The organism is Streptomyces sp. NPDC088116 (genome assembly GCF_044741745.1).
GTDB lineage: Bacteria > Actinomycetota > Actinomycetes > Streptomycetales > Streptomycetaceae > Streptomyces.
Genome location: NZ_JBIUTF010000002.1, coordinates 209,548 through 222,114, shown reverse-complemented (window position 1 = coordinate 222,114; position 12,567 = coordinate 209,548). Strand labels below are relative to the sequence as shown.

Below are 12,567 nucleotides of genomic sequence, written 5' to 3'. Positions count from 1 at the left end.
CTCAGCCCTCCAGGTGCGCCGTGTCGTTCCAGACCTCGATCGTCGGGAGCCCGTACGCCCAGCCGAGCACCGACACGGATGTCGGCGCGAGCCGGATGCGGGCGGCGAACGAGATGTCCTCGCCCAGCCAGCGCGCGCCGATCGTGCGCAGGATGTGGCCGTGGGCGAAGACCAGTACGTCCCGGTCGGCGGAGCGCGCCCAGGCGACGACCTCGTCCGCGCGGGCGGAGACCTCCGCCAGGCTCTCGCCGTCCGGGACGCCGTCGCGCCAGATGAACCAGTCGGGCCGGTCGGCCTTGATCCGCTCCGGCGTCAGGCCCTCGTACACGCCGTAGTCGAACTCCATCAGCGCGTCCCACTCCGCGGCCCGGTCGGCGAAGCCCGCGAGCGCGCAGGTCTCGCTCGCGCGGACCAGCGGGCTGGTGCGGATCTCGGTGTCCGCGAGACCGGACCAGGGCGCGCGGTGCAGCCGCTCCCCCAGCAGCTTGGCGCCCCTGCGGCCCTCGTCGAGCAGCGGGATGTCCGTCCTGCCGGTGTGCTGACCGGACAGCGACCAGGCTGTCTGGCCGTGCCGGGCGAGCAGGATGCGCGGTGCCATGGGGGCTCTCCCTGGAAGTTCACATCGGTGCCGTTTGGTGCCCATCCATCATCACGCACCTGAACGAAGGGCAACCTCCAGGGGGACATCGGCGTCCCCCTGTTCGTTGAGGGGTGAGGTTGTCGAACGCGCTTCCGGGGCACACCCGGCCGAATCGCCCGATCGCCTGCACCGTACGGTTGAACGTCGGCGGAAAGCCGCATGAACAGACGATGGAGATCGCCCGGATGCCGTTGCCGTTGCCGTCCAGCGCCGGCGTGACACTGAAGCCGCGCCCCCGCTCCCGCTGGTGGGCGGAGCTGATGCTGGTCCTGGGGGTCTATGCCGCGTATTCGGTGTGCCGTCTGATGGCCCAGGGCGGCACGTCGACTGCCGTCGAGAACGGACTGACGATCCTCCGTGTGGAGAAGGCGCTCTTCCTCAACGCGGAGCACCCGCTCAACCGGCTCTTCACCAGCACACCGGCCATCGGCATACCCGCCGACTTCCTCTACGCCTCGCTGCACTACCTCGTCACACCGGCGGTTCTGGTCTGGTTCTTCCTGCGCCGCCCCGAAGCCTTCCGGGCCGCCCGCACCTGGCTGTTGCTCGTCACCCTCCTCGGTTTGGTCGGCTTCGTCCTCGTGCCCACCTGCCCGCCCCGGCTGCTGGAGGCCGGTCACGGCTTCGTCGACACGATGGCGCAGTACAGCGCGTACGGCTGGTGGGGCACCGACGCGAGCGCGCCGCGCGGCATGGGCGCGCTGACCAACCAGTACGCGGCGATGCCGAGCCTGCATGTCGCCTGGGCCGTGTGGTCCGGGCTGCTGCTGTGGCGGCACGCCCGTACGCCGCTGGTGAAGTGGCTGGGCGTGATCTATCCGCTGGTCATCACCGTGGTGGTGATGGGGACCGCGAACCACTACTTCCTGGACGCGGTCGCGGGCGTCGGCGTGGTCGTCGGCGGTGCGCTGCTGACCGGGCCGGTGACCCGTGCCGCCGACCGGATACGGACCGCGGCGACGGCCCGCCTCGGCACGTCCCGCACGCCGTCGACGGAGTCGGCGACCTCCTCGACCACCGCCCCCGGGACCCGTTCACCCGCGATTGTCAGCGGTGGGTGCGAGACTTCGGCGGGTGAGCGATTCCCTGGGCAGCGGACCCGCACCAGCACCACCGGCACCACCTCCGCAGACGACACTCCGGCGACGGCTCGCTGAGCTGCGCGGCCCGGCCGTAGCGCCGCAGCCGCTCGACGCCCGCGCGCTGGCCGCCCTCGCCGCCAACCCCGGCTGCCGGCGGCGCGCCCTGCTGGACGGCGCCGGGGTCGACAAGGCGGCGCTCGCGACGGCGCTCGGCTCCCCCGCCCCGTTCGGCCAGTCCCAGTTCGCGTTCATGCGGGGCAACGCGTTCGAGGCGAAGGTCAAGGCCGACGGCGGTACGGAGCTGATGCGGCTGCTGTCGGACCGGCTCGGCGACGGATCACCGCCGCCGGTGCCCGGCGAGGTCTCCGTACCGGACCTGTCGGCGGCGGGCCCCGAGGGCCGCGTGGCCCGTACGGCGCTGGCGCTGCGCGAGGCGACGGAGGCCGGGTCCTGGACGCTGCTGGACCATCCGCTGCTCGCCCTGGAGGTGGCGGGCTCGCCCGCGTATCTGGAGCCGGACGCGGTGGTGGTGCGTCCCGACGGGCGGTGGACGGTGGTCGAGATCAAGTCCTTCCCGATGATGGACGGTTCGGCGGACCCGGCGAAGGTGGGCGCGGCGGCCCGGCAGTCGGCGGTGTACGTCCTGGCGCTGGAGCGGACCGCCGCCCGTACGGCGGGCGCCGAGGTCAGCCACCGCGTCCTGCTGGTCTGCCCCAAGGACTTCTCCAACCTGCCGGACGCGTCGGTCGTCGACGTGCGCAAGCAGCTGTCGGTGACGCGCCGCCAGCTGACCCGGCTGACCCGGATCGAGGAGATCGCGGACACGCTGCCCGAGGGCACCACCTTCGACGTGGACCGGTGCTCGGGCGAGGAGCTGACCGCAGCGGTGGAGTCGGTCTCCGCCGCCTACGCCCCCGAGTGCCTGGCCGCCTGCGAACTGGCCTTCCACTGCCGCTCCGCCGCCCGCACGGCGGACGCGGTGGAGACGCTGGGCCGCGGTGTACGGGGTGAACTGGGCGCTCTGACCACGGTGACGGCGGTGCTGGCGGCGGCCCACGGCGAGTCGGGCGATCCGGGGGACCCGACGGTCGTGGCGCTGCGGAGGGCGGCGGCATTGCGGGCTCAGGCGCTGGCGGAGGCCGGAATGACGGGCACAGGGGCCATGGGTACGGGGATGACGCACCGCACGGAAGGTCCGGTCTGATGTCGCTGATCAATACGCTCGCCCGGCTGGAGGCCGTCGAGAGCGGCCGGGCCAGGCCGCTGGCCACCGTCCGGCACCGGCGCCTCTCCGAGCGGCCGCTCGTGCTCGTACCGCTGACCACCGCGGGCGAGGCCGGTGCTCCGCTCGGCGCGCTCGTCGGGACGGACCGGGACGCGCCCCGGCTGCTGACCGTGGCGCAGCCGCGCGACCGTGATCTGCGGTTCGCGTTCCTCGCCGAGCTGGCCGAGACCGTTCTGCCGTATCTCGACGCGTACGCCGACGTGGTCGAGCCCGCCGAGCGGGCCGAGACCGATCCGGAGACCGGGAAGCGGATCAAGGTCGAGGTCGAACTGTGCGCGGAAGCACCGCAGTTGATCGTGCCGAGCCGGCCCGGTGTCGACTTCGTACGGCTGCTGGGGCGGTCGATGCGGTTCCGTCGCACCGCCGAGGACGACCCGGACACGCCGTATCCCGCGCCGCCGCGCGTGCCGCTGCTCGGCCGCTGGCTCACGCACTACGGCGAGCGGGCCCGGGTGCCGGGCTCCTCGCTGCTGCTCGCGGCGACCGATCTGCTGAACCGGCACTGGGCGACCGGGCAGTCCGGTCTGGAGGACCAGCACCTCGGCGCGCTGCTCGGCTGGATCGATCCGCCCGGGACCCTCACCGGCGCCGAGGCGGCGCTCCGGGCGGAGCTGGACCGGGATCGGGACGGGCAGTTGGTGTGTCCGCCCGCCGGTCCCGCGACGGACCCGGCGTTCGACAACAGGCTGCTGGCGCCCGCCATCGAGGGGTACGACCGGGCCCGCCAGGCGCTCGCCGCCGCCGAGGACGGGCCCGAGGCGGAGGAGCAGCTGGCCCGGCTGACAGCGGCCGAACGGGAGATCCGCGAGCGGCTGGCGGACGTCATGCGGCCGACCTGGGACGCGGTGTGGCGCGGCCTCGACCTGCTGCGCGAGCTGCCGGAGGGGCCGCGCGTCACCGACCGCTGGACGCGTGACCGCTGGTCGTTCACCGGCCACCGCGACCGGGTGCGGGCCGGGGAGCCGCCGCAGCCCCGGCGCGACGACGCGGTGACGGCCGCGCGGAAACTCGCCTCGCGCGAGACGGCCCAGGGGCAGCTGGAGGCGCAGGAGGCGCTGGACGACCCGCTGGTGCTCGCGGGGCGGCGGCTGTCCGGCGAGGCGTTCGTGAGCGAGGTGACGGAGGTGGTGATGGCGTACAGCGAGAGCAAGCGCCCGAGCCCCCGCCCGCTGGTCACCGTCCGCACGGACGACCGGCCGCATCTGGGCGAGCGTACGAAGGTGTACCGCTCGCTGGACGGCAAGCCGCAGTCGGCGGAGTTCGTGGGGTACGAGGAGGACGGTTCGCCGGTGCTGCGGCTGACCGACCGGATGGGGCGGGGCAAGGAGCCCGCGCCGGGGTCCGTACCGGACAAGGGCGACCGGATCGCCTGGACGCTGTTCGAACACGACCAGCGCGGCGGTCCGAAGCTGCCGGACCCGGAGGAGACCCCGTGGACCCATGGCGGCCCGCCGGGTGCGGAGGGCTCGCCGGGTCCGGCGGGCGCTCAGGGTACGGAGGGCGCGCAGGGTGTGGCGCCGGACCCGGTGACCGGGGAGGACTTCCTGTGACCGGCGGCTGACGGTCGCCCCCTGCGGCCACGCCCCCGAGAAGACTCAGCCCCTCTCCCTCGATCCCCCGATCCCCCGACCCTCTCCGGAGCCGTCCGATGAACCGACCCGCCTTCGACCCCGGCGCCGCCGCCACCCGCGCCACCGACGCGATCCTGCGCGACACGCTCCACGGCGCCCACCGGGGCGTCGTGGTGGACTCGCCGCCCGGGGCGGGCAAGTCGACACTCGTCGTCCGGGCCGCCCGGGAACTGGCCGCGGCCGGGCGCCCGTTGATGGTCGTCGCGCAGACCAACGCGCAGGTGGACGACCTGGTCGCCCGGCTCGCCGAGAAGGAGCCGGAGCTGCCCGTCGGCCGGCTGCACAGCAATGACCCCGATCCGTACGACAAGGCGCTGGACGAGCTGCCGAACGTCCGCAAGTCGGCGAAGGCCGCGGACCTGGCGGGACTCGACGTCGTCATCTCCACGGCCGCGAAGTGGGCGCATGTGCAGGGCGTCGAGCCCTGGCGGCATGCCATCGTCGACGAGGCGTACCAGATGCGCTCGGACGCCCTGCTCGCCGTCGCCGGACTCTTCGAGCACGCGCTGTTCGTCGGCGACCCCGGCCAGCTGGACCCGTTCAGCGTGGTGGGCGCCGACCAGTGGGCGGGGCTGTCGTACGACCCGTCCGCGAGCGCGGTCTCCACGCTCCTCGCGCACAACCCCGAGCTGCCCCAGCACCGGCTGCCGGTCTCCTGGCGGCTGCCGGCGTCCGCCGCGCCGCTGGTGTCGGACGCGTTCTATCCGTACACCCCGTTCCGCAGCGGCACGGACCACGGCGACCGGCGGCTCGCGTTCGGGACGCCGTCCGACGGTTCGGGGCCCGACCGGGTGCTGGACGAGGCGGCCGCGTCGGGCTGGGGACTGCTGGAGCTGCCCGCGCGGCGTACGCCCCGTACGGACCCGGAGGCGGTACGGGCCGTGGCCCTGGTCGTCCGGCGGCTGCTGGACCGAGGGGGCGCGGCGACCAGCGAGCGTGCGCCGGACCCGGTGCCGGTGACGGCCGACCGGGTCGCGGTCGGCACCGCGCACCGCGACCAGGCGGCGGCGGTCCGCGCGGCCCTCGCGGAGCTGGGCGTGAGCGGGGTCGCCGTGGACACCGCGAACCGCCTCCAGGGACGTGAGTTCGATGTCACGGTGGTGCTCCACCCGCTCTCCGGCCGGCCGGACGCGACGGCCTTCCATCTGGAGACGGGCCGGCTGTGCGTCCTGGCCTCCCGGCACCGGCACGCCTGCGTCGTGGTGTGCCGCGCTGGTGTCGCGGAGCTGCTGGACGAGCATCCGTCGACGGAGCCGGTGCAGCTGGGGGTGACCGTGAAGTTCCCGGACGGCTGGGAGGCGATGCAGTCCACCTGGGCACAGTGGTCGAACCACCGTGTCTCCTGGCGGCCATGAGCCCGGGGACGCGGTGGTTCGACCGCTGTGCCCGCGGACGGCGCGCGTGCGCCGCTGACGTCCCGGCGCACGCGGGGCCTCGCACGCCCCCGGAGGCGCACTTGCGTCGAGCGGGACAATGGACGGTGGCCCGAGAGGCCCGTACACGCACGAGCAGGAGGAATCAGATGCCGGATCCCCAGCGGAGCGAGCGGCGGCTACGGCCCGCGCCGCTGCTCTTCGAGCCCGCGGAGGCGGCCTCCGACCCCGAGCACTTCTTCGACCTCGAATCCCTCGAAGACCCCGCGGAACTGCTGGGCAGGGCAACGGAACTGACCCTCGCGTTCCGCGCGGCCACCGACCGGGCCGTCGAGTTCCAGGCGATCGCCGCCGCCCAGCTCGCCGATCCGCGCCGGTTCGACCGGCTGACGACGGCGGACATCGCACGGCGCGCGGAGTGGACCGAGGACTATGCGAAGAAGATGGTCGAGTTCGGGCGGGACCTGCTGTACGGCAACGGCCTGGCGAGCCAGTAGCCAGGTCCTGTCCGGCCGATCTTGCCGGGGCATGGTTCCGGCACCGTGCTCTCCCGCGCACGCGCCGGCGCGCGGCGTAGCAGTGCGCGGCGGGTGTGCGTCAGGTATGCCCGCCGTCTCCACCCGCATGGCATATGCCGGAGGGAGGGTACTCCTCCTCGCCTGTCCTGTCCCGATTTCCGGGAACTCTCGGGAGTGGGAGGGTGACTCCCGGTAGACCTGACGGTCATGAGCGCATGGTTACGAGACGAATCCACGCTGAGCCCCGGAACGAGCGACAACGAACGCCGCACCGACATCTTCGGCCTCCCGCGCGACGAGGGCCGCCACCACACCGCACGGGTCACCCCGGCCGGCGCGGACTGGCTGGCCTCCGCGGGACCGTATCCCCGCTCCACGCTCTCGCACTGGGCCACCCGCCCGACCGCACCCGGCGTCCTGCCCTGCGGTTCCGTCTTCGATGTGGTGAGCGCCCCCGCGATATTCGGCAGGCGCATGCTGAACCGGCTGTGGTCCGAGGGGCCCGGCTCCGGCCCGGTCGCCGCCCACCGCGGCCGTACGCTGCTCTTCGCCGCGCCCGGCACCGCCCAGCGGCTGCCGTCCCTGCTGTCCTGGGAGGAGTGGGGCGACCCGGGACCCGACGGGCGGGGCGCGGCCCTGCCGCCACTGCTCTGTCACGGCGCCGGCGACGCCGTGACCGTACCGCCGCTGAAGCCCGGCGCCCCGTCGGGGCCGCGCTGGGTGGTCGCTCCCGACACCCGCCACCCCTGGCTGCCCGGCCCGGACGTCCTGCTCTGGGCCTGCGTACGAGCGGCCCGCGCCGAAGCCCGAGCCCAGGCCGCGGCCCGACCGCACGACGGACCCCTGTCCCACGCCGGACGACCGCACGACGGACCCCTGCCCCCGGCCGGGAGCCGGTCCCGGAGTGAGGGGCGCTCCCGCGCGGCCGCACCGGTCGGCGCGGCCGCCGTGGGGACGGCGGCGGCCCTGCCCCGGCTGCCGCAGCTGAGCCCCTGACCACCTGAAACACCCCCGGATCCGGCCTCCGGACATCGATTTTTCTCCGTGCCGATCCGGGTGCTAAGGTCTACGACGTCAGCAGGCGCCGCTAGCTCAGTTGGTTAGAGCAGCTGACTCTTAATCAGCGGGTCCGGGGTTCGAGTCCCTGGCGGCGCACAGACACGAAGGAGCCCCTCGCGAGAGCGAGGGGCTCCTTCGTTTTCTCCTCACACGACACGTTCACACCGCACGTTCCGCGCGTCACGTGCGTCACATGCGTCACACGGACGGGGTGATCTTGACCGTCCAGGCGCCCGTGGGTGTCCGGTCCGCGACCTCCACCCTCGTCCGCTCCCCCGGCACCGTGAAGGTCTCGCCGACCCCCAGCGGGGCGTCGGCCAGCGGCGGGTACACCGACCGGTCCCAGCAGGCCTGGCTGCGCGGATGGGTGTCCACCACCTCGACCGGGCCGCCGCCGGACTCGGTCCCGCCCCGCACCCGGTAGATCAGCACGCCCTCGGTACAGGTGTGCCGGTCGTTGCCGGTCGCTGAGCGCGCCTCGATGGCCAGCGCGGTGTCCGCGCCGGTCCTGACGACCGCGAGCCTCGTGCCCGTACGGCCGCCGACGGCCGGGGCGGCGGCGATCGGCTCCAGCGTGAGCAGACTCGTGCCCGACGGCTCCACACAGCGCACCTGACGCCGGTCCAGCCAGCCCAGCTTCCATTTGTGCCAGCCGAAGAGATCGGGCGCCATCCCGAACTGACTGCCCATCACGTCCCAGTCGCCGACGTAGGTGTCCCAGTCGCCCTTGCCGTCCATGGGCCGGTGGTAGAGGTCGGCCAGGTCGAAGACGTGCCCGGTCTCGTGGGCCAGCACATTGCGGTCGGGCGGGTGCTGTTCGAAGACGGTGACGATGCGTTTGATGTCCGTACCGTCCGCCCTCATCGGCCGCTCGAAGTTCACCACCTTGGTGGCGTCGGAGTCGACGCCCGGGGCGTCCGGGTCGGCGACCAGATAGACGACGTCGTAGCGGGAGAAGTCGACCAGCGGATCGGCGGCGGCCAGCGCGTCCCGCAGGTAGGCCGTGCGCCGCGCGGGATCCCAGTCGCGCCGTATCCCGTACGAGGTGGAGGTGCGCGGCATCGGGAGCCACCGGAGTTCGGGGTGCGCGCGCAGGGTGAACTTCCCGTACGAGGCCTTCTCGTAGAAGCGGCTGGTGGCCGGGAAATGATCGGCCGCCAGCTCGGCCGGGCCGGTCCGCGGCACGGAGTCCGGGAAGGACAGGAAGATCATGACCGCGTCGAGGGAGCGGTTGGGGCGCGGATAAGCGCGGTTCCAGGTGTCGAGGCCGAGGGAGTGGTGCGCCGGGGTGCGGGGCAGGGCGCAGGGCCCCTCGGAGGTCGCTTCCGCGCCGTGCCCGGCCACCAGTGACGTGGCGGCGAGCGCCATGAGGGAGGTGAAGGCGGCCGCGGTCCTGCGCAGCAGGGGCCGTTCCACTACCCCGGACGGCTGCGGACGCTCCACATCGACCTCCGGCTACGGAAAGGGGACACCTCACCCACCCTGTGCGGTTTTTGGGTGATACGCCCTGTTCCGGTGCCCCACACGAGTGAGGCGCCCGACAACGCGCCGAGCCGGAGAAGGCTTTGACGCACGCTCGGCAGGAGCCCGACGAGAGCCCGGCCAGGGCCCGACGAGAGGCCCGGAGACCGCTCGATGAGGGCCCGGCGACCGCTCTATGGGGGCCCGGCGACGGCTCGATGAGGCTCCGGGCGGGCGCGATGCCGGCCCGACACCCCGGTGAATGACGGAAAGTCACCACCGATCGCGACAGGGCCATCCGGGGCCACATACGCGCAGAAACGATCGTGCGAGGGCTGCCCGCGACGGTCGCGCCCCGGTTCGGGGCGGAGGAGCTGGAATGGCCGCCCGGCCTGCCTCTATGATCGGCACACTTTCTCTGGCCGACCGTTCCGACCACCCTGTACGACCCTGTACGACACGACTGCACCGCGGGAGCGAGCCGTGAGCGGAACCTCCGAAAGGCCGCACCCTGGGGCAGTCGCGGCGCCCCGCACCGTACAGTCTCCGGCCCTGTCGGCCCCCCTGATCCCACCGGCACCTCTGCCCTCTCCGACCCCTTCGGTCGCGGAGCGTCATACCATCAGCGGATCCGTCGGCATCACGGATGCCGCCACGCACACCACCGACGCCGGAGCCGCCGGGCCTGCCGCCGGAGCCGCGGGGCCCGTCGCCGGAGCCGCTTCCCGAGCCCTCGACGCCGAGCCGCGCGACTACCGGGCCGCGTTCCAGATCGCCCAGCTCGCCATGGCCGTCCTCGACCACGAGGGCGCCATCGTCAGCGCCAACCACACGCTCGCCACCCTTCTCGGCACCGAGCCCGCCGCGCTGTTCGATCAGGACGCGGCCGATCTCGTCGACCTCACCTCGGACAGCCGCACCTGGCACTCCTATCGCGAGGTGCTCGACCACCGCAGCTCCCGCTTCCGCTGCACCCGCCGCCTCAAGCACGCCGACGGGCGCACCCTCTGGGCGGAGGTCACCGTCTCGCGGCTGCCGGAGAGCGGCGGCGCGCTCCTGTCGGTCGCGGACATCAGCGACCAGCGCGAACTCCAGGCCCGGCTGCGCCACCTCCAGATGCACGATCCGGTGACCCGGCTGCCCAACCGCACCCTGTTCTTCGAGCGGCTCGCCTCGGCGCTGGAGACCTCGTCGTACGACCTGGATCCGCGGTCGTACGGGAATGGCGGAACAGGGCGGATCGGTCTCTGCTACCTCGATCTCGACGGTTTCAAGGCCGTCAACGACACACTCGGCCACCGCACCGGCGACCGGCTGCTCGCCGCTGTCGCGACCCGGCTCACCGAGTGCGCCGACCACGACGGCTACACGCGCAGCGGCGGCCATCTGGTCGCCCGGCTCGGTGGCGACGAGTTCGCGATCCTGGTCGAGGACTCGACCGGCACGGAGCAGCTCGTCGGCCTCGCCCGCTCCGTGCTCACCGCGCTCCAGCGCCCCTTCGACCTCGCGGGGCAGCGGCTCGCGGTCTCGGCCTCGATCGGGGTCGTGGAGCGGGCGGCCGAGGGCACCACCCCGACCGGGCTGATGCAGGCCGCCGACACGACGCTGTACTGGGCGAAGGCCGACGGGAAGGCCCGCTGGACGCTCTTCGACCCGGAGCGCAACGCGCACCGGATGACTCGGCAGGCGCTCGCCTCGACCCTGCGGCCGGCCGTCGAGCGGGAGGAGTTCGTACTCCAGTACCAGCCCCTGGTGGGGATGGCCGACGGAGTCGTACGGGGGGTGGAGGCGCTGGTGCGCTGGAATCACCCGCAGTTCGGCACGCTCGCGCCGAATCGGTTCATCGGGATCGCCGAGGAGGACGGTTCGATCGTCCAGCTCGGCCGGTGGGCCCTGCGGACGGCCTGCCGCCAGGCCAGGCAGTGGCAGCGCGACCACCCGCGCGCCGCACCGCTCTTCGTGAGCGTCAATGTCGCCGTACGGCAGGTCTGGGACTCCGATCTGGTCGCGGACGTCGCCGAGATCCTCGCCGAGACCGGGCTCGCGCCGTACCTGCTGCAACTGGAGCTGACGGAGTCCGCGGTGATGGGCTCGGCGGGCCGGCCCCTCCAGGCTCTCCAGGCGCTGAGCGACATGGGCGTACGGATCGCCATCGACGACTTCGGGACCGGCTACTCGAACCTCGCGTATCTCAGCAGGCTGCCGGTCTCGGTCCTCAAGCTGGACGGTTCGTTCGTCCACGGTTTCCGGTACGACGAGGGGGTCCACCCGAGCCCGGCCGACGAGACGATCGTCGAGGCGCTGGTGCAGCTCGCGCACCGGCTGGGGCTGACGGTCACCGCGGAGTGCGTGGAGACCTCGGGGCAGGCGGCGCGGTTGCAGCGGATCGGTTGTGACACGGGGCAGGGCTGGCTGTTCTCGCGGCCGGTGGCGCCGGAGCGGATCGCGGAAATGATCGCGGCCACCCCGCCGGACGCCTGACTCGCCGTACCCGTCCCCCGTCACCCGTCTTACTCCGCCGTTCCCGTCACACGTATCGCCGCGCCTCCTGCCCGTCTCACCTCGCCGAGGACTGCCAGAGGGTGAGCGCCAGCGCGGCGCACGAGATCACCGCTGCCAGCGACGGCAGCGGCCAGCGCGTGCGCTCCAGCGCGTCGAGGCGTTCCTCGTGCTCCCCGAGCGCCTTGTCACTCTGGTCGACGCGCTGGAGCAGCAGCGCCAAGTCGCCCCGGGTGGTGGCGAATCCGACGTCGACGGAGCGGTGCAGCCGCTCCAGCTCCCGGGCGATGGACTCGGATTCGGACTGGGTCACGCGGGCCCCCCTCCTCGGCCACGGTCTTTCCGTGCGGTCAGTTCAGCGGTCAGGTAACCGGTCAGGTCAGTGGAGTCACGGTCACGAAACGGTTGGTGAAGGTCGCGGTGTTGGTGGTGGCGGCCGACTTGTGGGCGGCGGTCGCGGTGCAGACGGCGCCGACCGTGAGCCCGCCGACCTGGAACTGGGTGGACGCGGAGCACTGGTTCGTACCGCTGACGATCGCCGCGCGGACATCGGCCGCGGCCAGGGTGAGCGTCGTACCGGTACGGATGTTCGCGGACATCAGACAGGCCACGGCCGCGCTGCCGCTGATGCGCGCGCCCACCGAGACGAGGACCGAACCGGAGGGCGGCGCGGTGAAGGTGACCGCCGCGAGGTCGCCGGTGGAACCGGTGAGTGTCTCGGTGTAGGCGGTCGAAGTGGTCGTGCCGGTACTGGTGTTGGCCTTGTGCCCGGCGCCCGGCGCGATGGGGTGCCACTGGGTCCCCGTGTAGTGGAAGTAGCGCCCGGGGTTCGCGAGCCAGACGAGCATGCCGGCGACCGGGGCCGTCACCTTGGTGTCCCTGGTGGCGACGTCGGCGAAGCGCAGGACGGTGCGGCCGTCGACGGCTTCGGCGAGGGACTGGATGTGGAGCGGGACATCGGCGGCGTCGGTGGGCTGGGGGTAGGGCAGGTTGCCGAGCTTGGTGAGCAGGGCCATGAC

The 12,567-nt window shown here is 73.0% G+C and carries 11 protein-coding genes and 1 tRNA gene; 8 read left to right on the top strand and 4 right to left on the bottom strand.

Annotated features, from left to right (window positions below; genetic code table 11):
- Nucleotide 1 precedes the first annotated feature (1 nt).
- Entirely contained in the window at nt 2–598 is a 597-nt protein-coding gene (locus ACIOJD_RS07685) for a histidine phosphatase family protein (protein WP_401909509.1), read from the bottom strand.
- A 212-nt stretch (nt 599–810) separates the two neighbouring features.
- On the opposite strand from ACIOJD_RS07685, the gene ACIOJD_RS07680 reads away from it, so the two are divergent.
- The 7 genes from ACIOJD_RS07680 (at nt 811) to ACIOJD_RS07650 (ending at nt 7,684) form a co-directional block, all read left to right on the top strand.
- Nucleotides 811–1,797 (top strand): phosphatase PAP2 family protein, encoded by a 987-nt coding sequence (locus tag ACIOJD_RS07680; RefSeq protein ID WP_401909507.1) that lies wholly within the window; start codon nt 811–813, stop codon nt 1,795–1,797.
- Entirely contained in the window at nt 1,715–2,926 is a 1,212-nt protein-coding gene (locus ACIOJD_RS07675) for a hypothetical protein (RefSeq protein WP_401909504.1), read from the top strand. Before ACIOJD_RS07680 ends, ACIOJD_RS07675 begins: the two co-directional genes overlap by 83 nt.
- Nucleotides 2,926–4,557: a hypothetical protein gene (locus ACIOJD_RS07670; RefSeq protein WP_401909502.1), complete on the top strand. Its 1,632-nt coding sequence runs from the start codon at nt 2,926–2,928 to the stop codon at nt 4,555–4,557. The genes ACIOJD_RS07675 and ACIOJD_RS07670 overlap by 1 nt, the downstream gene beginning before the upstream one ends.
- Before the next feature lie 98 nt (nt 4,558–4,655).
- Entirely contained in the window at nt 4,656–5,993 is a 1,338-nt protein-coding gene (locus ACIOJD_RS07665) for an AAA domain-containing protein (protein ID WP_401909500.1), read from the top strand.
- Between the two features lie 167 nt (nt 5,994–6,160).
- Nucleotides 6,161–6,508, top strand: a complete 348-nt coding sequence (locus tag ACIOJD_RS07660; protein WP_401909497.1) for a hypothetical protein — start codon at nt 6,161–6,163, stop codon at nt 6,506–6,508.
- Between the two features lie 228 nt (nt 6,509–6,736).
- Nucleotides 6,737–7,525 (top strand): hypothetical protein, encoded by a 789-nt coding sequence (locus tag ACIOJD_RS07655; protein ID WP_401909495.1) that lies wholly within the window; start codon nt 6,737–6,739, stop codon nt 7,523–7,525.
- Nucleotides 7,526–7,610: 85 nt separating this feature from the next.
- Nucleotides 7,611–7,684 (top strand) — tRNA-Lys (locus tag ACIOJD_RS07650).
- A gap of 102 nt (nt 7,685–7,786) precedes the next feature.
- On the opposite strand, the gene ACIOJD_RS07645 is transcribed toward ACIOJD_RS07650, so the two are convergent.
- On the bottom strand, nt 7,787–9,031 hold the full coding sequence (locus ACIOJD_RS07645; RefSeq protein WP_401909493.1) for a M6 family metalloprotease domain-containing protein: 1,245 nt from the start codon (nt 9,029–9,031) through the stop codon (nt 7,787–7,789).
- A gap of 501 nt (nt 9,032–9,532) precedes the next feature.
- On the opposite strand from ACIOJD_RS07645, the gene ACIOJD_RS07640 reads away from it, so the two are divergent.
- Nucleotides 9,533–11,530, top strand: coding sequence for a putative bifunctional diguanylate cyclase/phosphodiesterase (locus tag ACIOJD_RS07640; protein ID WP_401909491.1), 1,998 nt, complete (start codon nt 9,533–9,535; stop codon nt 11,528–11,530).
- Between the two features lie 76 nt (nt 11,531–11,606).
- Here the strand turns inward: ACIOJD_RS07640 and ACIOJD_RS07635 are convergent, their stop codons facing one another.
- On the bottom strand, nt 11,607–11,861 hold the full coding sequence (locus ACIOJD_RS07635) for a hypothetical protein (protein WP_401909490.1): 255 nt from the start codon (nt 11,859–11,861) through the stop codon (nt 11,607–11,609).
- Between the two features lie 61 nt (nt 11,862–11,922).
- Nucleotides 11,923–12,564 (bottom strand): hypothetical protein, encoded by a 642-nt coding sequence (locus tag ACIOJD_RS07630; protein WP_401909488.1) that lies wholly within the window; start codon nt 12,562–12,564, stop codon nt 11,923–11,925.
- Nucleotides 12,565–12,567 lie beyond the last annotated feature (3 nt).